This window comes from Aeromonas sp. 603757, assembly GCF_049171255.1.
GTDB classification, from domain to species: domain Bacteria; phylum Pseudomonadota; class Gammaproteobacteria; order Enterobacterales; family Aeromonadaceae; genus Aeromonas; species Aeromonas veronii_A.
This window is the reverse complement of the sequence record NZ_JAAKOE010000002.1, coordinates 180,418-206,945: the sequence shown is the minus strand read 5'-3', so window position 1 is coordinate 206,945 and position 26,528 is coordinate 180,418. Positions and strand designations below refer to the sequence as shown.

Annotated in this window: 18 protein-coding genes; 15 read left to right on the top strand and 3 right to left on the bottom strand. The window is 57.4% G+C overall.

What is annotated here, in order from left to right:
- The first annotated feature begins 10 nt into the window (after positions 1 to 10).
- Genes G5332_RS02735 through G5332_RS02725 form a run of 3 tightly spaced genes read left to right on the top strand, consistent with a single transcriptional unit; the run spans position 11 to position 3,310 of the window.
- Positions 11 to 799, top strand: coding sequence for an ATP-dependent zinc protease (locus G5332_RS02735; protein ID WP_227342371.1), 789 nt, complete (start codon positions 11 to 13; stop codon positions 797 to 799).
- A gap of 3 nt (positions 800 to 802) precedes the next feature.
- Positions 803 to 2,341, top strand: coding sequence for an inactive transglutaminase family protein (locus tag G5332_RS02730; RefSeq protein WP_227342369.1), 1,539 nt, complete (start codon positions 803 to 805; stop codon positions 2,339 to 2,341).
- A gap of 3 nt (positions 2,342 to 2,344) precedes the next feature.
- Entirely contained in the window at positions 2,345 to 3,310 is a 966-nt protein-coding gene (locus G5332_RS02725; RefSeq protein ID WP_216953262.1) for an alpha-L-glutamate ligase-like protein, read from the top strand.
- Between the two features lie 181 nt (positions 3,311 to 3,491).
- On the opposite strand, the gene G5332_RS02720 is transcribed toward G5332_RS02725, so the two are convergent.
- Positions 3,492 to 4,094, bottom strand: a complete 603-nt coding sequence (locus tag G5332_RS02720) for a peroxiredoxin C (protein WP_216953261.1) — start codon at positions 4,092 to 4,094, stop codon at positions 3,492 to 3,494.
- Between the two features lie 146 nt (positions 4,095 to 4,240).
- Between G5332_RS02720 and G5332_RS02715 the strand changes: the two genes are divergently transcribed.
- The 4 genes from G5332_RS02715 (at position 4,241) to G5332_RS02700 (ending at position 6,922) form a co-directional block, all read left to right on the top strand.
- Positions 4,241 to 5,149, top strand: coding sequence for a hydrogen peroxide-inducible genes activator (locus G5332_RS02715; RefSeq protein WP_216953260.1), 909 nt, complete (start codon positions 4,241 to 4,243; stop codon positions 5,147 to 5,149).
- Between the two features lie 193 nt (positions 5,150 to 5,342).
- Entirely contained in the window at positions 5,343 to 5,792 is a 450-nt protein-coding gene (locus G5332_RS02710; protein ID WP_216953259.1) for a C40 family peptidase, read from the top strand.
- Positions 5,793 to 6,071: 279 nt separating this feature from the next.
- Positions 6,072 to 6,248: a hypothetical protein gene (locus G5332_RS02705; RefSeq protein WP_005347176.1), complete on the top strand. Its 177-nt coding sequence runs from the start codon at positions 6,072 to 6,074 to the stop codon at positions 6,246 to 6,248.
- A 497-nt stretch (positions 6,249 to 6,745) separates the two neighbouring features.
- Positions 6,746 to 6,922 (top strand): hypothetical protein, encoded by a 177-nt coding sequence (locus G5332_RS02700; protein WP_005337712.1) that lies wholly within the window; start codon positions 6,746 to 6,748, stop codon positions 6,920 to 6,922.
- A 72-nt stretch (positions 6,923 to 6,994) separates the two neighbouring features.
- On the opposite strand, the gene icd is transcribed toward G5332_RS02700, so the two are convergent.
- Positions 6,995 to 8,248, bottom strand: coding sequence for an NADP-dependent isocitrate dehydrogenase (gene icd / locus G5332_RS02695; RefSeq protein WP_043821327.1), 1,254 nt, complete (start codon positions 8,246 to 8,248; stop codon positions 6,995 to 6,997).
- Positions 8,249 to 8,404: 156 nt separating this feature from the next.
- A complete protein-coding gene (locus G5332_RS02690) occupies positions 8,405 to 9,280 on the bottom strand; it encodes a helix-turn-helix transcriptional regulator (RefSeq protein ID WP_421171842.1) in 876 nt (291 codons plus the stop codon).
- Between the two features lie 116 nt (positions 9,281 to 9,396).
- Between G5332_RS02690 and manA the strand changes: the two genes are divergently transcribed.
- From manA to G5332_RS02650, 8 genes are all read left to right on the top strand, one after another.
- Complete coding sequence (gene manA / locus G5332_RS02685) at positions 9,397 to 10,587, top strand: mannose-6-phosphate isomerase, class I (RefSeq protein WP_421171840.1); 1,191 nt, start codon at positions 9,397 to 9,399, stop codon at positions 10,585 to 10,587.
- 639 nt (positions 10,588 to 11,226) lie between these two features.
- The gene (locus G5332_RS02680) at positions 11,227 to 13,923 is read left to right on the top strand and encodes a GH92 family glycosyl hydrolase (protein ID WP_421171838.1); all 2,697 of its coding nucleotides are present in this window, start codon (positions 11,227 to 11,229) and stop codon (positions 13,921 to 13,923) included.
- 55 nt (positions 13,924 to 13,978) lie between these two features.
- The gene (locus tag G5332_RS02675; RefSeq protein WP_421171836.1) at positions 13,979 to 16,381 is read left to right on the top strand and encodes a GH92 family glycosyl hydrolase; all 2,403 of its coding nucleotides are present in this window, start codon (positions 13,979 to 13,981) and stop codon (positions 16,379 to 16,381) included.
- 62 nt (positions 16,382 to 16,443) lie between these two features.
- On the top strand, positions 16,444 to 18,966 hold the full coding sequence (locus G5332_RS02670; RefSeq protein ID WP_421171834.1) for a GH92 family glycosyl hydrolase: 2,523 nt from the start codon (positions 16,444 to 16,446) through the stop codon (positions 18,964 to 18,966).
- 305 nt (positions 18,967 to 19,271) lie between these two features.
- The gene (locus G5332_RS02665) at positions 19,272 to 21,710 is read left to right on the top strand and encodes a GH92 family glycosyl hydrolase (protein ID WP_421171832.1); all 2,439 of its coding nucleotides are present in this window, start codon (positions 19,272 to 19,274) and stop codon (positions 21,708 to 21,710) included.
- A 442-nt stretch (positions 21,711 to 22,152) separates the two neighbouring features.
- Positions 22,153 to 24,045: a PTS fructose transporter subunit EIIC gene (locus tag G5332_RS02660; RefSeq protein WP_421311096.1), complete on the top strand. Its 1,893-nt coding sequence runs from the start codon at positions 22,153 to 22,155 to the stop codon at positions 24,043 to 24,045.
- A 235-nt stretch (positions 24,046 to 24,280) separates the two neighbouring features.
- Positions 24,281 to 25,033: a DNA/RNA non-specific endonuclease gene (locus G5332_RS02655; RefSeq protein ID WP_216953251.1), complete on the top strand. Its 753-nt coding sequence runs from the start codon at positions 24,281 to 24,283 to the stop codon at positions 25,031 to 25,033.
- A 321-nt stretch (positions 25,034 to 25,354) separates the two neighbouring features.
- Positions 25,355 to 26,458 (top strand): YdcF family protein, encoded by a 1,104-nt coding sequence (locus G5332_RS02650; protein ID WP_064341888.1) that lies wholly within the window; start codon positions 25,355 to 25,357, stop codon positions 26,456 to 26,458.
- Positions 26,459 to 26,528: the final 70 nt, after the last annotated feature.

Sequence of the window (26,528 nt, the reverse complement as noted above, 5' to 3'; positions counted from 1 at the left end):
GCACAGTTAAATGAATGACATGAAAAGCAAATTAAAAGGAATGACCCTGCTCTCCCTGCTCAGTCTCGGCGGGTGTGTCAATATGGAAAAAACGCCTCAGGTTCCCGCTCTGACGCTGGCCGAGCTTCGTAGCGAGCTGAGCCAGAGCGAGCTGCGCCTGCAAACATCCATGGAACAGCAACAGAAGCAGTATGTGCAGCAACAGCACCTGCTGGTTCAGCTCAACACAGATGTCACCAATATGAAAGAGTCCGTCAAGCAAGTAGATCACAAGCTCGCAGCTCTCCCCTCCGAGCCACCCAAACCGATGGCCATCCCCACCGAGAAGTGCCCGGCCCCCAATCAGGGCCACACCATCGATGGCAAGCTGATGGTCGGTGAAGCGGAGTGGATCTGGGTTGATGCCGCCAACGACGCCTTCCAGGCGCGGGTCGATACCGGTGCGACCACCTCCTCCATCAGTGCCCAGGAGATCACCATTTTCGAACGCAATGGCAAAAACTGGGTGCGCTTCTTCCTGAGTCATCAGGATGTGGATGACAAGATCCAGATCGAAGCGCCGCTGGTACGCCATGTGCGGGTGCGTCAGGCCTCTGCCGACGATCTCGACCGCCGTCCGGTGGTCCGTCTGGCGGTACGGATTGGCGACATGACCGAGAAAGCCGAATTTACCCTGAAGGACCGCAGCGACATGACCTTCCCGGTGCTGCTGGGTCGCGAATTTTTGAAAGACATCGCCGTGGTTGATGTGGCCCGCGAATATATCCAACCCAAACCCAAGCTCAAGGATGTGAAATAATCCATGGTTTCCCGTAAGCCGTTCTATTTGCTGGTAGCCCTGCTGTACATTGTCGGCCTGGGGATGACGATCTATCACCATATCGCGTTGGATGTGCCGCTGACGCCCGGTGAAAAGCGCCAGATCTGGTCCATCGAAGCCAAGCTGGAGTTTGAGGCGACCGGTGAGCCGGTGATCGCCTCCCTGGCCATTCCGGGCACCCAGCCCGGTTTCACCCTGATGAACGAGAACGCCGCCAGCCCCGGCTACGGCCTCTCCTTTGTCGAGAAAGATGGCGATGCCCGCGCCGAGTGGTCCATCCGCACCGCCTCCGGCCGTCAGGAGCTCTACTACCGCGTCGACATGATGGCAGATGCCCATGCCAAACCGGCCGCCAATCCGCAGCCGCCTGCCATCGAGAAGCAGATCGAGAGTGAGCCTTATGCCACCGCGATGAAGCAGATCCTCGAGCGGGCCCAGGAGCGCTCTGCCGACGGCTACACCCTGACTCGCGAGATCATCAAGGAGATCGAGAAGCAGGAGCAGAACGCCGAGCTGCTGAAAAAGCACAAGAGCCGTGCCAACCTGATCGCCGAGCTGCTCAACAATGCTGACGTCCCCACCCGCGTGGTGCATGCTCTGAATCTGGAAGATGGCCGCCGTCGTCAGGAGCTGGTGGATTACCTGCAGGTATTCAACAGCCCGACCGACTACAAGCTGTTCAACCCGCAAACCGGTGAACAGGGCCGTCCGGCCAACCTGCTGCTGTGGGAGTACAACTCCGGCGCCCTGCTGGATGTGACCGGTGGTCACAACTCCCGTGTCAGCTTCTCGATGATCGAGCAGGAGCAGCCGGTCAGCGTGGCGCTGGCCCAGAAGTTTGAAAAATCAGAGATGATGAACTTCTCTATCCACAGCCTGCCGCTGGAAGAGCAGACCCTGTTCAAGGGCTTGCTGCTGATCCCGATCGGCGTGCTGATGGTGGTGTTCTTGCGCGTGATTGTCGGCATCAAGACCTCCGGTACCTTTATGCCGGTGCTGATCGCCGTCGCCTTTATCCAGACCCAGCTGATCACCGGTCTCATCGGCTTCCTGCTGATCGTCGGCACCGGTCTCATCATCCGCTCCTATCTATCTCGGCTTAACCTGCTGCTGGTCGCCCGAATATCGGCAATCATCATCATGGTTATCTCGATGATCGGTATCTTCTCCGCGTTCGCCTTCAAGCTGGGGCTGACCGACGGTATGAAGATCACCTTCTTCCCGATGATCATCCTCTCCTGGACCATCGAGCGGATGTCCATCCTGTGGGAAGAAGAGGGCCCGAAAGAGGTGTTCCGTCAGGGCGGTGGCTCCCTGCTGGTGGCCATCATCGCCTATCTGGCCATGGACAACGAACTGATCCGTCACCTCACGTTCAACTTCCTCGGCCTGCAGCTGGTACTGATGGCGACCGTGTTGTTGATGGGTAACTACACCGGCTACAAGCTGAGTGAGCTGAAGCGCTTCAAGCCGCTGGTGGACGAGATCAAGTCTGGCGCCACCCCGGGTAAGGACAAGTAACAGATGTGGTTCTGGGAAAAGTACACTACTCCGTGGAGCCTGTCGCAGGCAGGCATCCTCGGTATGAACAAGCGCAACCACTCCTACATCAGCCGCTACAATCCGCGCAGCCTCTATCCGCTGGTGGATGACAAGCTGCAGACCAAGCAAATTGCGCTGGATGCAGGCGTGACGGTGCCTGAGCTGATCGGCACCATCCGTGCCCAGCACGATGTAGGTCGCATCACCGAGCTGGTAAAAGATTGGCCGGGCTTCTGCATCAAGCCGGCCCGTGGCTCTGGCGGCAAGGGGATCCTGGTGATCCTCCGTCAGGAAGATGGTCTCTTCTACAAACCCAACGGCAGCGCCTGCAACGGCCAGGATCTGGAGCGCCATGTCTCCAACATTCTGGCGGGGCTCTATTCGCTTGGTGGCAAGCCAGACGTAGCGCTGGTCGAAGGCCTTATCAACTTCGATGACGTATTCGACGGCTACTCGTTCGAAGGGGTGCCCGATGCCCGGGTGATCATCTTCAAAGGCTTCCCGGTGATGGCGATGATGCGCCTCTCCACCTCGGCCTCCGATGGCAAGGCGAACCTGCACCAGGGCGCCGTTGGGGTGGGTCTGTGCCTGCGTACCGGCCGCGCGCTGCGGGCGGTGCAGTTTGGCAATCCGCTGCGACACCACCCGGATACCGGCCTCGACCTCTATGAGCTCAAGGTACCCCACTGGGATACCCTGCTCACCCTGGCCGCCTCCTGTTACGAGATGTCTGGTCTGGGCTACATCGGTACCGACATGGTGCTGGACAAGTTCCGCGGCCCCATGCTGCTGGAGCTCAACGCCCGCCCGGGTCTGGCCATTCAAATCGCCAACGGTCGTGGCCTGGTGCCCAACCTCAAGACCATCGAGAAGCTGGGACAGGTCAAGATGAGCGTGGCGCAGCGGGTCAACTTTGCCAAAGAACACTTCGGTATCTTTGACGAGTAGTCCCGCCCCCCATGTCAAAAGCGCGCCAAAGGGCGCGCTTTTTTATGACTGCCGTTTATCGGCGCGCTGCCGGCAACGACAATCCTGCCGAGCAATGGGACAGAACCAGACAGCCAAACAACGGCCATAAAAAAACCGATGCCTGGGCATCGGTTTTTCACTATCCGGCACGCAGACCCGATTACAGGGAAGCGGCGTTCTCGGACAGATACTTGGCAACGCCATCCGGGGAGGCGGTCATGCCTTTCTTGCCTTTCTCCCACTGAGCCGGGCACACTTCGCCGTGCTCTTCGTGGAACTGCAGGGCATCCACCATGCGCAGCATCTCGTCGATGTTGCGACCCAGCGGCAGATCGTTGACTACCTGGTGACGAACAACACCGTTTTTGTCGATCAGGAAGGAGCCACGGAACGCCACACCGGCTTCCGGGTGCTCGACATCATAGGCTTTGCAGATCTCGTGCTTGATGTCGGCCACCAAGGGGTACTTGACTGGGCCGATGCCGCCGTCTTCGATCTTGGTGTTGCGCCAGGCGTTGTGAGAGAACTCGGAATCGATGGAAACACCGATCACTTCCACGCCACGCTTGTTGAACTCTTCCAGACGGTGATCGAAGGCAATCAGCTCGGACGGGCAGACGAAGGTGAAGTCGAGCGGATAGAAGAACAGGACGGCTGCCTTGCCTTTGATGTGGGATGAGAGGGTGAACGAATCAACGATCTCGCCATTACCCAGAACGGCTGCGGCGGTAAAATCGGGTGCGGGACGGCCTACCAATACCATATTCAATTCCTCTTTAAGTGAAGTGAACAATCCAGTCAGGATTGGGCTACCAAGAGCCTAGTCCGTCTAATTCAAGCGACAAATTATAGACCCGGTGGTAGATTAGTTAAATCAAATTAAATAGATAGCATTAATCGGATTTTCCTATGCAACGTTGGCCCAGCCTCAAACAGCTGCAATATCTGGTCGCTCTCGACGAGCACAAGAACTTCAACCGCGCCGCCAAGGCCTGTCATGTCAGCCAGTCGACCTTGAGTACCGGGATCCAGACGCTGGAAGAGATGATGAACCTGCAACTGGTGGAGCGGGACCACAAGAGCTTCATTATGACCCCGGTCGGCATGGAAATCGTCGAGCGCGCTCGCAATTTGCTCTCCGATGCGCGAGATCTGATGGAACTAGGTCAACACCAGGGTGGTGTGATGCAGGGGACCGTGCGTCTGGGCTGTATTCCCACCATCGCCCCCTTCCTGCTCAGCAAACTGCTGAAAGTATGCAGCAAAACCTATCCTGACCTCGAATTGTTACTGCGGGAAGACACCACCAGCAATCTGCTTAAGCAGCTGGAACAGGGTCAGCTCGACTTGCTGATCCTCGCTCTCCCCATCGAGATCGGTGGTTTTCACTGCAAGACCGTCGGCCAGGATCCGTTCCACATGGTGATGCCCGCCAGCATGGCGGCCGGTCTGCACACCCCGTTCGACTACAAGGAGCTGCCAAACCAGAGCATCTTCCTGCTGGAGCGGGAGCACTGCCTCACCGAGCACGCAGTGAGCGCTTGCCGTCTGCGGGACAAGAGCAAGATCAATCCCTTTGCCGCCACCAGCCTGCACACTCTGGTGCAGATGGTCGAGGCGGGACTTGGCACTACCTTCCTGCCTCAGATGGCCATCGACGCCGGCATTCTTGCCAATTCGGATCTGGTCGCCATTCCCCTGCCGGGGGAAAAATCCTATCGCGAGATCGGCATGGTTTGGCGTCCCAGTACCACCCGGGTGCAAACCTTCTATAAGCTGGCCGAATTGCTTACCCCACTGATCAATCCCGCCCACTGACCCCGAATGCCAGCCGCAGGCTGGCGTTTTTCGCTCACTTGCCGCATTTTCTCCTTTCGGGACTAGGTATCAAGCCAGATCCCTGTTTATGATGGAAAAGTTGTCACGCCACTGGCGGCCGTCACCATATTCTGTCCGGGGTGGCGGTTAACAGACGTCTCTATTGGTAGACCCCGTTGTGGAGAGCTCTCCGATGTACCGCAAGCTGATGCTATCCCTGCTGACCCTGCTGCTGGCCGCCTGCTCCAGCACGCCAGAGCCACCGCCGCCCCGCCAGCAGAGCAGTGCCTTTGACGGTTTCTACCAGCAGTGGCGTGGCGTCCCCTACCGGATGGGCGGCACCAACCGTGCCGGACTCGACTGCTCCGCCTTCACCCAGCTCGCCTACAATCAGGTGCTGGGAGTCAACTTGCCAAGAACCACCGAATCCCAGGCCAGTATCGGCAAACCGGTGGATCGCTACCGGCTGCAACACGGGGATCTGGTCTTCTTCAAAACCGGCTGGCAGCAGTACCATGTGGGGGTCTATACCGGTGCCGGCGAGTTTATCCACGCCTCCACGAGCAAGGGTGTAATCCGTTCGAGACTCGACAATGTCTACTGGAACAGCCGCTATTGGCAAGCCCGTCGGGTAACCCAGTAAAGGTTCAAACACCTGCCCGTTATACTGCTGGACTCCGTCAATCCCGGTCGCCAGGTCGAGATAATCCCCTGCACTGAAAACTCAATTGGCCCCAAAACCTGCCTTTCATACCATTTTGTGATAAGGTGGTGGCCAATTTTTAGCACTTTCGCGCTTTTCTCATACGCTATCTGTCCTGATTGACAATAAGCGAAGCAGCGAAAGTGGCTGTGACAGAACTGCCGGACGGGTGGCTCACAGCAGCAGTATCAAGGGTTAAATAGATAAGGAGATCATCCAATGAAACAGTATCAAAACTGGCTGGGGCAATACCTGATGAGTCGCCGTGACGGCGACCACGCCATGGCATGCGAGATGGCGAGTTCCATCTGCGAGTTCTGGCAACAACAGGGAGATGAAACCGAACTGGACAAGTGGCAGCAGATTTACCAGAACCATCTGGAAAAGACCACCTGATCCCGACCGTCACCTTGCTGCCAGCCATCTGTTGGCAGCAAGGCTGCCCCCTATTGCTTCGCGCATAGCAAGTTCCCGCATAACGCCCTTTTGCATGTCCCCCTCTACCATTTCTTGAGTCCATGACAGTGCTCATCCAGAACCAAGTGTCGAGCTCGTCGATGCAACCGGACACAACAGGGTTCCCCACCCTGTTTCCCCGGGTTTCATCCAAACCAAGCGTGCCCTCACGGCGGGTTTTCTGTTTTGAGAACAAGGGGATGGGCAGTTCTGTCGCAATCCATGGCGACAATTTCCCCAAGTTGGTCAGTTTGTGCTAAAATGGCGCTCATTTTTTGACATCTCGCGTCACGTTCGCCGCCAGATTGCCCATCGGGCTCTCTGCCCGGGTCGTGACTTTGCACCATCATGCCTGATGATGTTCCCCCCAAGATGAGCCGACAGGCTCCCGTCAAGGTGGGCACCCTCAAGGGCACATGAGATAAGGAGATCGGGTAATGAAACAATATCAAAGCTGGCTGGGAGATTATCTGATGAGTCGACGTGACGGAGATCATGCGATGGCTTCGGAACTTGCCAACACCATCTGCGCCTTCTGGAAGGCCCAGGGTGATGAAGCAGAAACCAGCAAATGGCAGCAACGCTATCAGCAACACGTAGAGCAGGCGCAATAAGCCCCTGCACTCTTTCGCGATAAAAAAACCGGCGCACATGGCGCCGGTTTTGCGTTTCTGGCAAGCAGCAGATTACATCTGGTCGATCATGTCCTGAGCAAACTGGGAGCAGGAGCGCAGGGTGGCTCCTTCCATCAGACGCTCGAAGTCATAGGTGACGGTCTTGTTGCGGATCGCCGCTTCCATCCCCTTGATGATGAGATCGGCCGCTTCGACCCAGCCCATGTGGCGCAGCATCATCTCGGCGGAGAGGATCAGCGAGCCCGGGTTGACCTTGTCCTGACCGGCATACTTAGGTGCAGTACCGTGGGTCGCTTCGAACAGGGCCACACCATCGCCGATGTTGGCACCCGGCGCGATACCGATACCGCCTACCTGAGCGGCCAGCGCGTCGGAGATGTAGTCGCCGTTGAGGTTCATACAGGCGATGACGTCATACTCGGCCGGACGCAGCAGGATCTGCTGCAAGAAGGCATCGGCGATGACATCCTTGATGACGATGGTCTTGCCGGTTTTCGGGTTCTTGAAGGAGCACCAGGGGCCGCCGTCAATCAGCTGGGCACCGTACTCGTTCTGGGCCAGAGCATAACCCCAATCCTTGAAGGCACCTTCGGTGAACTTCATGATGTTGCCCTTGTGCACCAGGGTCACTGAGTCGCGATCATTGTCGATGGCATACTCGATGGCGGCACGCACCAGACGCTCGGTACCGGCCTTGGACATCGGCTTGATGCCGATCCCGCAGGACTCGGGGAAGCGAATTTTCTTCACGCCCATCTCGTTTTGCAAGAAGGCGATCACCTTGTTCGCTTCGGCACTGTCGGCCTTCCACTCGATGCCGGCGTAGATGTCTTCGGCGTTTTCGCGGAAGATCACCATGTCGGTCAGATCAGGACGTTTCACCGGGCTCGGGGTGCCCTCGTAGTAACGCACCGGGCGCAGGCAGATGTAGAGATCCAGCTCCTGACGCAGGGCTACGTTGAGGGAGCGAATACCGCCACCGACCGGGGTGGTCAGCGGGCCCTTGATGGCCACGCAGTATTCGCGAATGAAATCCAGGGTTTCGGCCGGCAGCCAGGCACCTTCGCCATAGACATGAGTCGATTTCTCGCCGGTGTAGATCTCCATCCAGGCGATCTTGCGCTCGCCCTTGTAGGCTTTCTCGACCGCAGCATTCACCACATTCAACATGGCAGGGGTTACGTCAACACCGATGCCATCCCCTTCAATAAACGGAATGATCGGATGGTTGGGAACCTGCAGCTTGCCGTTGGCATCGACTGTGATTTTCTGACCCTGGGTCGGGATTACTACTTTGCTTTCCATCGGCATCTCCTAACTTCCGTTTGTTATCAACTTGTTTGTTGCGCGCGGCCATCTTAGCCCATTCATTTTCATAATAAAACGACAAGAAAACATGTCAGACCAAAGAGGTAGCCACCCGCCAGTGCGCCGTCACAACGCCTTGCCGACCCCGCCCCGTTATTCTTCCAGCTCGCTGGTCGCCGCCTGCGGCTGACTCAGGGAACGGTACTGGGAAGGGGTCAAGCCGGTCTTCTGTTTGAACACCCGGCAGAAGTAGTTCACGTCGGTAAACCCACAGCGATTGGCGACCTCTTCGAGACGGAAGCGATACTTTTTCAGCATAAACTTGGCCCGCTCCAGCCGCACCCAGCTGATGTAGTCCGCTAGCCGCATGTGCCCCTGCTGGCGGAACAGGCGTGAGAGATGGCTGGGGGAGAGATTGAAGCGGGCGGCGATGCATTCGCGACTGATGGGGCGGTGGAAATTTTCCTGAATGTAGATGCAGATGCCGTGAAAAAGATCGGAGCCACGAGGACGACCGCTCTCCGACTCCACCAGCAACTGCCGTGAGTAACTGAGCAGCGCCTGCAGCAGGTGATTGTCCATCGGTGCCCTTATCGGCTCCTGCGCAAGGGTGTTGAGGGAGAGCAGTATATGATCGAGCGCCCGTCCGGCACCGGCCTGAATACTGTGCTTCTGCACATCGAAGAAGCCGGTGTCTCCCTTGTGCTTGCTCACCAGACTGAACCCTATCTGACGCTTGCCGAACAACAGGCTGAGCACGGAACAGTCATTGTCCCAATCCGGCTTGTTCCAGCCGTTGGGGGGAATGTACATCGCCTCCCGCGGCCCCATCTGTACCGACTGCACATCCCCTTCCGGGGACCAGATCTGGTTGAGATAGTGACCACTGAATACCAGCTCGAGACGCGGAAAATTGACCTGATAACTGAAGCAGGGAGGCACCCCTTTGTCAGAGGCAAACAACACCTTCTCAAAGCCTCCCCCCTCACTTAGAAAGCCGTCCAACAGCTGGGTAAAGATGATACTCATGAATGATCCTGATCAAGATGCAGAGAGCAACCGATTGCGGTGCGCTGCCCCTGCCATGCTATAGTCCGCGCCAGACTGAAATTCCCAAAAAATCGTTCTGATACAAGGAGCCATCCATGAGCTACCCGCCGTTTTTTCTAATGTGCAACCCGATCCAGGATTATGTCTGGGGCAGTCGTGACTCCCTGACCACGCTGTTTGGCATCAAAAATCCCGAAGGCAAACCACAAGCTGAACTGTGGATGGGCGCTCACCCCAATGGCTGCTCCGAAGTGACCCTGGCAGGCGAGACCGTGAAGCTTTCCAGCCTGATTGACGCCAACCCCGTCGCCATGCTGGGCGAAGCTACCCAGGCTCGTTTCGGCTCACTCCCCTTCCTGTTCAAGGTGCTCTGCGCCGAGCAAGCCCTCTCCATTCAGGTACACCCGAGCAAGGCACAGGCCGAAGCCGGTTTTGCCAAAGAAGAAGCCGCAGGCATCGATATCAAGGCGAGCAACCGCAACTACAAGGATCCGAACCACAAGCCGGAGCTGGTCTTTGCCCTCACCCGCTATCAGGCGATGAACGGCTTTCGCGCCATCCCGGCCATCCTGGCCCTGTTCGATCGCATGGCGCTGCCCGCACTGGTCGACCTGACCGCGGCGCTTCGCCAGTCACAGGATGAAGCTGGCCTGCAGCACTTCTTCCACCAGTTGCTGATCCTCAGCGGTGATCGCAAGGACGAGGCGCTGGCTGGCCTGCTGGCCTATGCCGCCGCCCATCAGGATGAAGAGACTTTCGCCACCATCAGCAAGCTGGCCAACCAGTACCCGGGGGATGTGGGGCTCTTCTCGCCGTTGCTGCTCAACGTGGTAACACTTGAGCCGGGTCAGGCGATGTTCCTCGACGCCCAGACCCCCCACGCCTACATCCACGGCACTGGCCTCGAGATCATGGCCAACTCGGACAACGTGCTGCGTGCCGGTTTGACCCCCAAATACATGGATGTGCCGGAGCTGCTGGCATGCACCCGCTGTGTCGCCAAACCGGACGACCAGATCCTGCTCACCCCTCGCATGGAAGGCACAGTACAGCACTTCGACGTGCCGGTACCGGATTTCACCTTCAGCGTATATGGCGCAGGCGAACATGCCCTCACCACCGGCAATGCCGAGATCCTGTTCGCCATCGATGGGCCCATCACCCTCATTGGCCAGGATGGTGAGCGTCTGACACTGACCATAGGGCAATCTGCATTTGTACCCGCCAGCACCGGCGATTATCGCGTGACGGCTGAAGGGCGTTTTGCCCGCGCCAGCAACCGCTGATCCTGGTGGGCCATCGGCTCATCACTCTCTGTTCAAAGGGCCCAGCAGGGCCCTTTTTTTCAGCTCATCTGACCATGTAGAGCCCGGTACGACTCACAAAATCGGTCATTTAACTCAACATCGAAGAATAACACGCTGAATTATAATGATTAATATCATTTAGCCTCCCTGGTCACGCCACCCTGCAGTTATGCGAGCCAGCTCACACCCTTCCCCACACGTCATAAAAATCCAGTTAATGCCATTTTTTTCCTCTGTCCCAGGATATTAATCAACGAAATAATAGAAACAGTTAATTTACAGGCAGCAGGAAAAACATTTAAGAGCATTTATATATTCCAGATGTAACACAGCTCAGCCACTTATTTCATAAGTGTAAGGGGCGATTTTTTAAATCAGGCTATAGGTGCCTGTTATTTTCCTGCGCATTTATTTTTCCGCCTGTATGGCCAGAACGTTTTCACTATCCATTTTATCTGGCTGATATTCCCCCCGTCACCCTCTATATCCAGTGACAGTCGGGGTAATACATGCAGATGGCTCTCTCATCCGGCAGATATTCATTGGCTGGCCCGGCGTTCTGCATTATCTGTTTTTATACGTTCGATACCCTACTTTCATTAACCTGTGGCGACAAATATGAAACTGAAACGTTCCCTGCTCGCGTGTGCCGTACTGGCTGGCCTGGTTGGTATATCCGGTTGTCAAAATGACTCGGATACCGCTGTCGATAACAATAAAGAGACTAACGTCTCCCGTTACGTCAATCCGTTCATCGGCACAGGTAATTTGGGCAACACCTATCCTGGTGCCACTACCCCGCATGGCATGGTGCAGCTGTCGCCCAATAATGGGGCCAATGGCTGGGAATATATCTCCGGCTATTACTACCACGACAACCGCCTCGCCGGGTTTTCCCACACTCACCTCTCGGGGGCCGGAGCTGGAGATCTCAACGATATTCTGGTGATGCCGATCAACTCACGCTCCAATTTCATGCTGAACGAGGGGTCGGCCTCACTGAATCTGGAGGCCTCCCGCTACAGCCACAAGGATGAAGAGGCAACGGCGGGCTACTACAAGGTCAATCTGAAGGATTACGGGATCAAGGCCGAGCTGACCGCCTCGGATCGGGTGGGGGTTCATCGCTACACCTTCCCGCAAGATAAAAAATCGGAAATCGTGGTCAACCTCGGCTTCAAGGTCAACTGGGACTACACCTCCGACTCCTATCTGAAATGGGACAAAACCCACAACCGGATCGAGGGCCATCGCTTCTCTGACGGCTGGGCCCCCAGCCAGAAAGAGTTCTTCGTGATGGAGTTCGACCAGCCCATCAAAAACATCCGCTTCGCCTACTTTGACAAAGACCAGAACCGCTATCTGGACCTGCCGGAAGGCACCACCGAGATCGGCAACGAGACCCGTGGCAAATATCAGTACGCGCGTGCCTATGTGGAATTTGATACCGCGGCGGCGGGCTTGGTTGTCGAGGCCAAGGTAGCCCTCTCCAACGTCGAGATCGGCCGGGATGGCAACGCTGGCGCCTCACTCAACATGACCGAAGTGGCCAATATGTCGTTTGACGATGTCCGTCAGGCTGCGACCCAAAAATGGGAAAAGGAGCTGGGCAAGATCCGGGTCAGTGGGGATGAGGAGTACAAACAGACCTTCTACACCGCGCTCTACCACACCTATCTGGGCCAGACCATTCACTCCGATCTGGACGGGCGCTACCGCCAGGTGCATCAGGGGCGCAACGCCTATCCGGATGGCAACACACCGTGGGGCGAGCAGATCGATACCCTCAAGGAGTCGGTGCGTACCGCCGATGCCAACCGGGATGGCAAAGCGGACTTTACCCGTTACGACACCTTCTCCCTGTGGGACACCTACCGCGCAGTACAACCCCTCTCGTCACTGCTGGAGCCGGATCGCCTCGCCGATGTGGTGCTCTCCATGCTCTCCTACGCCGAGGAGGAGTGGATGGACGATCTGGGCAACCTGCGCAAGGGCAGATTGCCGGAGTGGACCTTCAAGGGTAACGAGACCGGCATGATGATGGGGATGCACTCCACCCCGGTGATCCACGACGTGCTCTCCAAAGGCTCGCTGGACAGACGGATGATCGCGCTGGGCTTCAGCGATGCGGAACGTCAGGAGATCAAGGAGCGACTGGTGACCGCCATGATCACCGACGCCCGCGCAGCCACCAGCCAGGGAGTCGCCTGGATCAAGGAGTACGAGCAGCAAGGCTATGTGCCTGCCCAGTTGCATGACACTCCGCCGGGCAATGACTGGGAATCTCACTCCCCCTTCAAGGATGCCTGGACCTCCTCCTACTCGCTGGAGTACTCCATGAATGACTGGGCGATCGCCCAATCGATCAAGGCAGTATTTGGCGAAAGTGACCCCCGCTATCAGGAGTTTGCCGATAGATCCAAGAACTGGCAGGCGCAGTTTGACTTTGGCGGCAAGCAGTACAAAGGGTGGTTCAAGGCCCGTGACTACGATGGCAACTTCATCGATGCCGGCTGGGTAGACCCGAAAACCGGCCGGGCAGTGGGCAAGGATTGGCGCCCCGACATGTTCAACTGGTCATTCGCCGAGTCCAACGGCTGGCAATACGCCTTCAGCGTTCAACATGACATTCATGGCCTGGTCGATCTGATGACCCGGTTCGACCAGACCCGGAATCCTCAGGCCAAACGGGGCGAACTGTTTGCCAAACGGCTGGACGAGTATTGGAGTACCTATCCGGATCGCAACGCTGGCGACAACCAGTTCCCGGTATTCAACACCGGCAACGTGGGACAGCATGTGCAGGGCAACGAGCCCGATATCCATGTGCCCTACCTCTACAACTACGTAGGACAGCCCTGGAAGGGACAGGCCGCCATCGTGGCAGCCACCAACGTCTGCTACAAGAACACCCCTGACGGCATCTGTGGCAACGATGACTTTGGCACCCTCTCTGCCTGGTTCGTGTTCCGGGCGCTGGGCTTCTTCCCGGTCAATGCCTCCTCCGGCATCTACGAGATTGGCACCCCCATGTTCGAAACCGCCTCGCTCGATGTGGGTGCGGGCAAACAGTTCACCGTCACGGCCCAGAATGTCAGCCGCGACAACATCTACATCCAGTCCGCTCGCCTCAATGGCAGCGAGTTCAATCGCAGCTACCTCACCCATGAGGAAATCCTCAGTGGCGGCAAGCTTGAATTCGTGATGGGCGATAGCCCCAACCAGAATTGGGGCAGCCAGCCGGAAGATCTGCCGCCCGCGCAAGGTATCGGCACCTTCCTGCACGAAGGCGACCTGCCTGCCGGTTCCCGTTAATCACCTGTTCGGGGGAGGACTTCCTCCCCCATCACCACTCAAAAATGGAATGACCATGTTCAAGTGCAATCTTCTTTCTCTTGCGGTGATTGCCGCACTGACCGGTGGCATCGCCGGTTGCAACAGTGAGAGCGAGTCTACCGCTATCGAGAAACCGGTAACTCCGGTTGTCGATCTGTCGGTACTGAAATACGTTGACCCCATGATAGGCACCGCCGCATCAGGCCACACTTTCCCCGGTGCCACCCGCCCTGCCGGCATGGTGCAGCTCTCGCCGGATACCTTTATTGGCTCCAACACCGATCACGAGAGCGGACTCAACCCCTGGCACTCAGCCTCCGGCTACTGGGACTCTTCCAATTACCTCACGGGCGAGATCGTCGCAACCGATGTTCCGCTCTACGGCTTCTCCCATACCCATCTCTCCGGCACCGGCGCCACCGATCTGGGCGACATTCTGGTACTGCCCTACGCCGAGATGGCCGACGCCCAGATAAACGCCTTTGACAAAACCAATGAGCACGCCAGCGCCGGTTATTACAAAACCAGACTGAACAAGGGGGAGATTGAGGTTGAACTGACCACCACCAAACGAGTCGGTTTGCACCGTTACACCTTCGCCAAAGGAGCGGATCGGAATGTGAAATTCGATCTGGGTCATACCCTGCTGAACAACAACGGCCAATCGCTGAAAAACAAAATCGAAGTGGTGGATGAGTACACCCTGCGTGGCCGCAAAACCTCCACTGGCTGGTTCCAGGGACAGAACCATCAGGGCCAGAACATCTTCTTCTACGCCAAATTCAACCAACCTGTGGCCAGGGCCATGCTGGGCGAGCAGGACAAGATGCCCACCCGGGAGATGCGCCCCAACAGCGTCTATCAAGGGGATGACCTGACCGCCTACCTCAATTTTGGCCAGGGTGACCAACCGCTCGAGATCCGGGTCGGTATCTCGGCGGTGAGCTGGCAAGGAGCACAGAAGAATCTGGAGGCGGAAGCCCCCACCTTTGATTTTGCCAAGGTGAAGTCAGACGCAGAATACGCGTGGGCCGAAAAGCTGGCAACACTCAAAACCGAAGGGGGGACGGAGACCGAGAAGACCAATTTCTACACCGCCCTCTACCACATGATGATCGCCCCTATCGAGCTCTACGATGTGGATGGCAAGTATCTTGATATGCAAGGCACCCTGCGCACCCTGCAACCTGGCGATACCCCCAACTACTCCATCTACTCGACCTGGGATACCTTCCGCGCCGTTCACCCCATGTGGACCATCATGGACCCGCCACAGGCGACTCTCTACGCCAAGGATCTGATCCGCAAATCCAACGTGGAGTTCGGCCTGCTGCCCAAATGGGAAGGCCACGGCTCGGAAACCGGCACCATGATTGGCTACCCCTCGGCGGCCATCCTTGCCGATGCGGTGACCAAGGGGCTGATCGATGCGCAAGAGGCACTGGAAGCCTCGGTCAAATCGGCCCACTACCGGCCTGCCGATTACCCGCAGATCCATGACGACATCCTGAGCTCGCTGATGGCCGGTCAGCTCAGCTATCACGAGAAAGAGCAGTGCGTCCGTTATCCCAACTGGAACTCGGTCTCCTACTCGCTGGAGTTCTCTTTCTACGACTGGACCATCGCCGAGATGGCGAAAGCCGCGGGCGACATGACTACCTATCAGGAGTTCAAGGCACGATCCTACAACTCGCTCAAACATTGGGATCCCCAGGCTGGCAATGCCGATGGCAAAGGCTTCTTCGTACCGACCGAGCTGAAAAACGGTGACCCGTGCGCCCTGAAATACGCGGCGGCCGATTTCGATCCCTACAAGTCGGATCCCTTCTACTACACCGAGGGCAACGCCTGGCAGTGGCAGTGGTCATTTATGCAGGATCTCGACAAGCTGACCGAGATCATGGGCGGCCAGCAGGGGCTGAACGACAAGCTCGACAACCTGTTCAATGCCGACCCCAACGGGGGCGAAGCACATCAGGACATGACCGGTTACATCGGGCAGTACATTCATGGCAACGAACCCTCCCACCACGTCATCTATCTCTACAATCGCACCGCCCAGCCCTGGAAAGCGCAGGAGTACCTCGACCGGGTCTATAAGGAGTTCTACAAAACCACCCCGGATGGTCTGATCGGCAATGAAGACGTCGGCCAGATGTCGGCCTGGTACATCATGAGCGCCATGGGCTTTTATCAAATCGCCCCAGGCGACCCGACCTACACCATCGGTCGTCCCATCTTCGACAAGGTCACCATCAACCTGCCCGACGGTCAGTTCAACGTGGTGGCGCAGAACAACAGCCCGGACAACCTCTATATCAAAGAGGTCACCATCAATGGCAAGCCACTCAACCAGTACAACACCTTCGCCCACAGCGAGATCCGTCCCGGTGGTGAGCTGCGTTTTGTGATGACCAACCAGCAACCGACCCAGTAACGCTACAAGCGGCAAGCCACCCGGCTTGCCGCTTGTTCATCTCCGGAATTTGAGGAACAACAATGTTCAAACCCCACAAGCTGGCCATCATGGTGACAGCCCTGCTTGGCCTCTATGGCTGCAACACAAACGATGAGACTACTGACAATGGCCGCCCCGATAATGCCCTGCAGGTGCTGCAATATGTCGATCCGCTGATCGGCACCGATGGGCTGGGCAATGTCAATCCGGCCCCGGTCATGCCGGAAGGGATGATCCAGCCGGGCCCGGACAACTGGAATCCGGCCAACTGGAATGGCAAGGGATCCCCTTCCGACTATCACCACCATCTGGCCAAGCTTTCCGGCTTCAGCAGCACCCATATCTCGGGGGCAGGCAAGGGGGATCTCAATGATTTCGCCTTCTTGCCCTTCATCGGCAGCAATACCGACCCGGTCACCATCAACAAGACGAGCGAACAGTCGGAAGTAGGCTATTACAAAGCGGATCTGGTGGAGACCGGCATCAAGGCCGAACTCACTGCCACCCAGCGGGTCGCCTTCCACCGTTACAGCTATCCGGCGGGTGAAGATCGCAAAGTCCAGCTTGATCTGCAGCACGAGCTGCTGGAGCAGTACGGTAACCACTCCCGCAATATTTACTTCAAGCGGGTGAACGACAACGCCATTGCCGGAGCCAGAACCAGCAACGAGTGGGGGCAGTGGCAGACGGTCTTTTTCTACGCAGAGTTTTCCGAGCCGTTTGTGGATCAGATCCTCTATGTCGATGGCAAATTGAGCAACGACACCGAGGTGGGGTTGGCCGATTACATCGGGTATGGCGAAACCAGACCCCGGGTACGGGATGTGGTGACCCAGCTCAACTTTGCCAAAGGGGAACGGCCCATCACCATGAAGATGGCCATCTCGGGCACCGGCATTGAGGGGGCCATGGCCAACCTGCGCGCCGATGAACATGACTACCGCTTCGATCAGGTGGTGCAGGAGAGCAAGCAGGCATGGGCGAAAGTGCTCAATAAGTTCACCCTGGAGGGTGGCAGCGATGCCGACAAGACGATGTTTTATACCTCGCTCTATCGCACCTACATCGCCCCCTTCGTCTATCAGGATGTGGATGGTCAATATCGCGGAATGGATGGCAAGGTGCATCAGGCCAAGCCGGGCTTTACCAACTATTCGGTCTACTCCATGTGGGACACCTTCCGCGCCGCTCACCCATTGAAGACCATCATCGAAAAAGAGCGATCCATCGACTATGTGCACGATCTGCTCAACAAATATAAAACCGGCGGCATCATGCCCAAATGGGAGCTGCACTCCGACTATACCGGCGAGATGGTCGGCTACCCGGCGGTCTCCATCATCGCCGACGTCATCGTCAAATACCCGGATGCATTCACACAGGAAGAGATAAAGCTGGCGCTGCAGGCGGCCAATGTCTCCGCCAACTTTGACCTCGCGCTGACCAAAAGCTGGGTGCCCTATCAGGATCCCTGGAACGGCGACAAGCGCTTCACCGTGATGACCCGTCACGGCCAGTATGCCGAGCAGCACGGCTATGTCCCCGCCAACGTCAAACTCAAGCCGGAAGAGGGCGGCATGGCGCAGGACAAGTACGATGAACTGGTCAACGAGTCCGTCTCGTACGGTGTCGAGAATGCCTACTATGACTGGTGCATCGCCCAGCTGGCCCGACTGGCTGGCGACAAATCCGCCGAGAACCGCTATCTGGCCCGGGCGACTACCTGGCGCGCCTATTTTGACTACAACCCGGCGCAATATGGCAAATATGGCGCGACCGGCTTTATGCGCCCCAAAAATTACGATGGCAGCTGGGTCAACAATTACCCCTCCTGCGCCATCGATAAAAACGGCAATCCCGTTACACCACCACAAAACTGTGACACCAACGACAGCAGCCGTTATGACATCTTCTGGCCCTATCGGGCCGAGCACAGGGGGCAGGACTTTACCGAAGGCAACACCTGGCAGTGGAGCTGGTTTGTTCCCCACGATATCGAGGGGCTCAAAGAGGTGATGGGGGGCGAGGAGGGATTCCGGAAGAATCTGGATGCCCTCTTCACCGCCAACTCCAACGCTGATACCTCGCAAGGGGATATGACCGGCTATATCGGGCAGTTCGTGATGGGGAACGAACCGGATCACCATGTTCCCTACCTCTATAACTGGACCAAGGAGCCGTGGAAAACCCAGGAGTATGTGGATCAGGCGGTGCGCAGCTTCTTCCACCCGACCACCACAGGGCTGATTGGCAATGAGGATGTGGGGCAAATGTCCGCCTGGTACATCATGAGTGCGCTGGGCTTCTATCAGGTCACGCCGGGGCTCCCGGTCTACACCATAGGTCGGCCACTGTTTGACAAGGTGATCATGGATATCGATGGCGGAAAATTCACCGTGATCGCCGAAAACAATGGCACCCAAAATATCTATGTGGAATCCGTCACCATCAATGGCAAACCATTGGGGGAAAACCTGACGTTCAATCACAGCGATATTCGTGCCGGTGGTGAACTGAAATTTATCATGACGGCGCAAAAACCGATCCGCTCAGATAATAAATAACCATCATGCACTATCAATATATGTTCAGGCCCAAAGCTTCCTTTGGGCCTCTTTTTTGTTCACTAACAAAAATGTTCAAAAATATACCGCACGCAATTACATGATACCCGGATCACAAACAGCGCGCCTTGCCACAAAAGTCTAGTGAATGACACTTTTTTACTCTGTCGATGAAACAGATGGCATGGGAATAATAGTGCTCGCCGGGATCAATGCCATCGAGCACCAATATTGCTCAGGGATCGCTCCGGTCTCATAAAAATAGATCATGACTGCTCACCCTCTACCCGATGGAGCCGCTCAATATGTTCAAGAAAAATATTCTGGCCATTGCCCTGACCAGCACAGTAACCATGTTATCCGGCTGCGATTCAGATAACAGCAGCGACAATAACGACGATCAAAAGCCAACGCCAACCAATGTGTTGCAATATGTGAACCCATTCGTTGGCACTGGCTTTAACGGTCACACCTTTCCCGGCCCTGTGGTACCGGAGGGCATGGTGCAACTCTCGCCGGATACCGAGTTGATCGGCTGGCACTCCTCCTCCGGCTATCACTTTGACAAAGATACCCTGTTCGGATTTTCCCACACCCACCTCTCAGGCACCGGCATGGGGGGGCTGGGGGATATTCTGTTCCTGCCCTTTACCGAAGATAAATCCAAATACATCGAGCAAAGCGATGATTACCGCAAAGCCATCTCGGTCAAAATGGACAAAAAATTCGAGCAGGCCGAGCCTGGCTACTATGCGGTGCGCATCGCCGAGAATGGCATCAAGGCCGAGCTGACCGCCTCCGAGCGGGTGGGCTTTCACCGCTACACCTATCCGCAGGGGCAACCCCAACGGCTGAAGATCGATTTGAACTCGATCCTCAACAGCGACTGGGGATCGAGTTCGCTGCGCAACAAACTCACCGTCAGCGAAGATGGCTACACCATCACCGGCGAGCGAGATGCGACTCACTTCTCCGGCTGGGCGAAAAACCAGAAGATCTTCTTCCATGCGACCTTCGACAAGAAGATCAAAGGGGTCTACATCCTCGCTGGTGGTGTGCCGGTAGAGGGCTTGAGCGCCGAGCACAAGGCCAAATCCAAAGCGGATGTCACCGCTTACGTCGAATTTGAAGAGGGCGGCTCAGCCCAACTGAACGCCAAAGTTGCCCTATCGGCGGTCGATGCCACCGGCGCATGGAACAACTACCAGGCCGAAGGGGATGTTTCGTTTGACGAGGCCCGCGCCAACGCCCGCGAAAAGTGGGCCAACGCCCTCAATTTCACCATCGAGGGGGGCAGCAAGGAGCAAAACGAGATCTTCTACACCGCCCTCTACCACACCAAGATCGCCCCCATCGTCCATCAGGATGTGGATGGCAACTACCGCGGCATGGGCAAAGGGGCGCAGGCCAAGGGGGAAGGCAGCTACTCCATCCACTATGGCCAGGCAAGCGAAGATCAGCCCAACTTCTCGGTCTACTCACTGTGGGACACCCAGCGAGCGCTGCACCCGCTTAAAACCATCACCGAACCCACCCGCGCCGTGCAGTATGCCAAGAACCTGCTCCAGAAGTATCTGGAGAGCGGCCTGCTGCCCAAGTGGGAGCATCTGGGGGATGAGACAGGCACCATGGTGGGCTATCCGGCAGTGGTGGTGATTGCCGACGCCATCACCAAATACCCCGATGCCTTCACTGCGCAGGAGAAAAATCTGGCGCTCACGGCCGCCATCGACTCCTCCACCTATACCAACTACCCCATGCTGGCGACCGAGTGGGACAAGGCGGTGCTGGACAAGACCCTGACCAACCACATCGATTACATCGAAAAGAACGGCTTTGCCCCGGCAGTGCAGCGGATCGACGGTCAGCCCGTCTTCGCTGACTACACCCTCGAGTCGGTCTCCTACGGTCTGGAGAACGCCTTCTATGACTGGGCCATCGCCCGGATCGCCAAGGCGGCCGGCAACCCGGCGGCCGAAGCGCGCTATCTGGCCCGTTCTAACGGCTATCAGCGCTACTTCGACCACAATGCGGCCGAATACGCCCAGTACGGGGTGACCGGTTTCATGCGTCCGGTGATGATCGATGGCGCCTTCATGACGCCGTTTGATCCCTATGGCACCGAACATGAGACCGGCAACTATACCGAGGGCAACGCCTGGCAGTGGACCTGGTTTGTGCCCCATGACATCAAGGGTCTGAAAACCGCGATGGGCGGAGAAGAGGCCTTCAAGCAGAATCTGGACGCCACCTTTGCCGCCGAGAGTCAGGGGTCAGAGACCGCTGACATGACCGGGATGATGGGTCAGGTGGCCTTCGGCAATGAACCCTCCCACCATATCCCCTACCTCTACAACTGGACATCGGAGCCCTGGAAAACTCAGGAGACGGTCGACTACATCCTCGACACCATGTACTCGAACACCCCGGCAGGCATCATAGGCAACGAGGATGTGGGCTCCATGTCTGCCTGGTATGTGATGTCAGCACTTGGCTTCTATCAGGTGAATGCGGCAGATCCCGTCTACACCATTGGCCGCCCGCTATTTGCCAAAGCGACCATCCCGGTCAAGGGGGGAACCTTCACCATCATCGCCGATAACAACAGCGCCAAGAACCGCTATGTCCAGTCGGTCACCATCAATGGCAAACCGCTCAAGGATGGTCTCTTCTTCGAGCACAAGGAGTTTATACCGGGGGGCAACCTCCACTTCGTGATGGGCGATACCCCGCCACAAAAGTAACGATCGATAGCATTGAGGTGACATTCAGCACGCAATCCGAAAATGTCACTTTGTGATACCCGACGGCCCACGCCAGATGGATTGATAAAATCCAATCAGCGCTGGGCCATTTTATTTTCCAGTGGGAAGCCCAGGATCAGCCATTAACCCGTTTTTCTCAAATATGCCTTAAATCGGGCAATAAACCGCAAAAAATGGCTGTAAATCCCATTACAAGGGTTTTTCTGTCATATCTTGACCGCTGTCACATCCTGCCATTAATTAAACAAAAACCACTACTGAGTTAAAGATCAACACTTTGCGAGCTGGATCACACCAGCAAAACCATGCAACAAAAATCCAGTTATTGCTACATTCATCGCCTGTCCAACCCTACCCTTGAGGGCAATAATGAGCCCAATTCGCAACGCATGACTTAGCCCTTACAGGGAAGGAGAGTGAGATGTTACCCACCATGACCAACGGCAGACTCATCTGCCTGGAGTTGAAGGCCACCAGCAAGGAGGCTCTGTTCGACGAGATGGCACAGATGCTGGCGCGCGATGGCGCCGTGTCTGATCAACAGCAATTCGTCAAGGATATCTGGGCCCGCGAGCAGCTGGACTGCACCGGCTTCGAGCAGGGTGTCGCCCTGCCCCATGCCAAGAGCAAGGCGGTCAGTCGTCCGGCCATTGCCATCGGTGTCAGCCGTCAGGGTATCGAGTACGGCGCCGAAGATGGCAAGCCAACTCAACTGATCTTCATGATCGCCTCCCCGGATGGCGGCGCCAACCACCACATCGAAGTGCTGGCCGAGCTCTCCACCCGTCTGCTGGAACCGGGCTTTATCGAGCAGATGAAAGCCGCCACCACCGTCGAGCAAGCGCTGACCCTGCTCAAGCAAGGCCCGAAAGTGCAAAAACCGGCCCCAGCCGCCAAACCGGCTGCCACTGCACCGGCTGAACCCGAAGAGCGCACCTTCAAGGATCGCCTCAATACCATGAAGCAGCACCTGCTGTTTGGTACTTCCCACATGATCCCTTTCATCGTGGCGGGCGGTGTGCTGCTCTCCCTGTCAGTGATGATGAGCGGCAAGGGCGCCGTGCCGGAAGCGGGCTTCCTCAAAGACATGGCAACCATGGGGATCGCCGGTCTGACCCTGTTTACCGCCGTGCTGGGTGGCTATATCGCCTACTCGCTGGCTGACAAGCCGGGCCTGGCCCCGGGCATGATCGGCTCCTGGATTGCCGTTCAGCACTATCAAACCGGTTTCCTCGGCGCCATTCTGGTGGGCTTTATCGCAGGTTTCGTGGTCAATCAGCTCAAACGGATCAAGCTGCCTGACTCCATGACCTCCCTCGGTTCCATCTTCATCTATCCGCTGATCGGTACCTTTCTGGTGTGCGGCATCGTGATGTGGGGGATCGGTGCCCCGATCGCCGCCATGATGGAAGGGATGAACCACTGGCTCTCCAGCATGGCGGGCTCAGGTAAAGTGATGCTGGGTGCCATTCTGGGTGGTATGACCGCCTTCGATATGGGCGGCCCGGTCAACAAGGTTGCTACCCTGTTTGCCCAGACTCAGGTCAACACCCAGCCCTGGCTGATGGGCGGCGTCGGTATCGCCATCTGTGTGCCGCCGCTCGGTATGGCACTGGCTACCCTGATGTCTCCGAAGCGTTACAAGAAAGAGGAGCGTGAATCCGGCAAAGCGGCCGCCATCATGGGCATGATCGGTATCAGCGAAGGTGCAATCCCGTTTGCCGCCGCGGACCCCATGCGTGTCATCCCAGCCATCGTCGCAGGCGGTATCGTCGGCAACATCACCGGCTTCATGATGCACAGCATCAACCACGCCCCCTGGGGTGGCTGGATTGTCCTGCCGGTTGTTGAAGGCAAGATGGGCTACATCCTGGGTACCATCCTCGGCTCCCTGACCACCGCCATCATCGTCAACCTGCTGAAGAAGCCGGTGAGCGAAGAAGATGATGTAACCACCACCCAAACCAGCTTCGAAGTCATTGAAGCGGAAGGGGAAGCAGACGTACTGGCCATCACTGCCTGCCCGTCTGGCGTGGCCCACACCTTCCTGGCCGCCAAGAGCCTGCAGAAAGCCGCCGCCAAGCAGGGGATCAAGATCAAGGTCGAGACCCAGGGCGCCAACGGCATCATCAACCGCATCACCGCCAAGGATGTCGCCAACGCCCGCTACGTCATCTTCGCCCACGATGTGGCCATCAAATACCGTGAACGCTTCACCGATATCGAAGTCATCGATGTGAAGACCAAGGAGGCGATTCACAATCCGGAAGGTCTGCTGGCCCGCACGCTGGGCAACAAGGAAAACGCCGCCTGATAGCCGTCAGACTCCACCTATCACAAGGGGCCCTTCACGGGCCCCTTTTCGTTGCCTGCCGAGCAATCGCACATCATCCCACCGACCAAGCCACTGATTTAAAACATATTAACCAGTCACATCACGGATCTTGGCGAGCCGTCACAGAACGGTGACGTGTAAAAAAACAGCAATTGAAGCGCTGGTCAGATCTCATGTCAAATGGCTCCGCCTACTAAACTGGAGCATCACAAAAATGATAAAAATCAATAAATTGGTTCTGGCTGTTACCCTCACCCTCACTGCCACCCCCTTGCTGGCCGCCCACTGGGAATGCGGCCAGCACGTGCGCTTCGGCCTGCCCTCCGAATCGGATCAGAAGCTCTGCCGTGAAGGGTATGCCGTCGGCTACAACTACGACTACAAGGTGGCGGACTGGGTCTCCTACCGAATGACCGCCCAGAGCGCACAGGGCACAGTGCCCCGCAAGGATGCCTTCGCCGAGGACAGGGAGATCCCGGTCGCCTACCGCGCCACCCTCTCCGACTACAAGGGCTCGGGCTACGACCGTGGCCATCAGGCCCCGGCGGGGGACATGAAATCGAACAAGAACACCATGAAAGAGAGCTTCCTGCTGAGCAACATGACACCGCAGATCGGGGTGCTCAACCAGAAGGCGTGGCGCGTGCTGGAGGACAAGGTGAACAAGTGGGCGGTCTCCCGCAAGGATGTGCAGGTGATCACCGGCCCCATCTTTACCGGCTCTGAAGAGTCCATCGGTCAGGGTGTGGCGATCCCGAGCGCCTACTACAAGATCGTGATGGACCCGGCCAGACTGCAGGCCATCGCCTTTATCATGCCGCAGGAAGAGGTGCCCATCAGCCAGATCGCCGACTACCGGGTCTCGGTACGTGAGGTGGAGGAGCAAACCCGGCTCAACTTCTTCAGCGATATGCCCGAAGAGCAGCAAGAGACGCTGGAAGCCCGCATATCCCCGATGTGGAACTGACCGCGAACACTCGCCAACAGATGGATTGACACCCCATCTCTCTTGAATCGCGATAGAGGAAGGGGCCCGCGCCCCTCCCAGCAGGGGGAGTCACGCTCCCCCTGTCCTTTTCAGATGGCAGCTGACCCGTTACGGCCACTTTTGCGGCCACTGGTGTGGCATCACCCGACGACCCGCCCCGACTCACAGTTTGCCGCACCGTTAACTGGTATATTGCCCTCTCTTTGGCACTAACAGACTGAATTGACGCACATTTGCCTTATCCCATCGGCCCGCAAACCGGAGCCCACGACGCGATTCAGCCCGACAGAGGACCTTTTGATGAAACAGACCCTTCTTGCCCTCACCCTCGGCGGCCTGCTGGCGCTCTCGCCCCTCGCCCTGCAAGCGGCCGAGAGCTCGATGCAAATGGAGCACGACCTCAATACTCTGGTCAGCAAACGCCAGGCGGTGGACATGTTGCTCGGCGAAGCGCTGCAGATCTACAAGTCGCCAGCCAAGATCTCCCACGCCGGTTTTACCGCCAAGATGCCGAGCAATATGGAGCTGGTGACCGAGCGGCTGTTGGCCGCCTACCAGCTGGAACCCTACCGCACCGACCTGCTCATCTCGGCGGCCAACGCCCAGATCTACAACGGCAACCTGAGCCGCGCCATCACCTTGCTGGAGCAGGCGCAGGCCGTCGCTCCCGATGATCTCGACATCAACAGTTATCTCGCCATCTGGCAGCTGGTGAAGGGCAACAAGGATGCCTCCCGCAGCTATCTGGCGAAAGTGGCGGATCGCAACAGTGGCCGCGCCGCCGATCTGGAGGAGATCATCGCCCGGGTGCAGCGGATCACCGCCGCCCCGCTGCAGACCGAACTGACCGAGGATCAGGTCAAGGCCAGCAGGGAGGGCAAACGCGCCATCGTCACCCTGGGCTACGCCCTCAATCCCGACGGCAGCATGGACAAGATCCTGCTGGGCCGTCTGCAAACCACCCTTGAGCTGGCCAAAGCCGACCCGGAAGCGCTGATCATCCTGACCGGCGGCGTGCCCCAGAACCGCCAGACCGAGGGCAAGCTGATGGCTGACTGGCTGGCCAACCACGGCATCGACCGCAGCCGCCTGATTGAAGAGAACTACGCCACCAGCACGGTGGATAACGCCCTCTACAGCGCCTATGCCCTCGCCCGCCACCAGATTGACTATGCGGTGCTGGTAAGCTCCGCCAGCCATGTACGCCGCGGCCAGACGGTGCTGGAAATCGCCTGCGACCAGATTGGCCCGGCCAACATCAAGGTGGCGAGCGTCAGCTACCCCGACAAGCCCCTCGAGGAGCTGGCCACCCCGAGCGAGAGTGAGCTGCTCGGCATCTACCGCGACGCCCTGCGCACCTACGGCATGTGGAGCTACCGCTCCGCCCCGCTGATCGAGCGTTGATCGGCCATCAACACGAAAAAGAGAGGGAGGCGCGATGCCTCCCTCTCTTTTATTGACCGATGATTGGCCA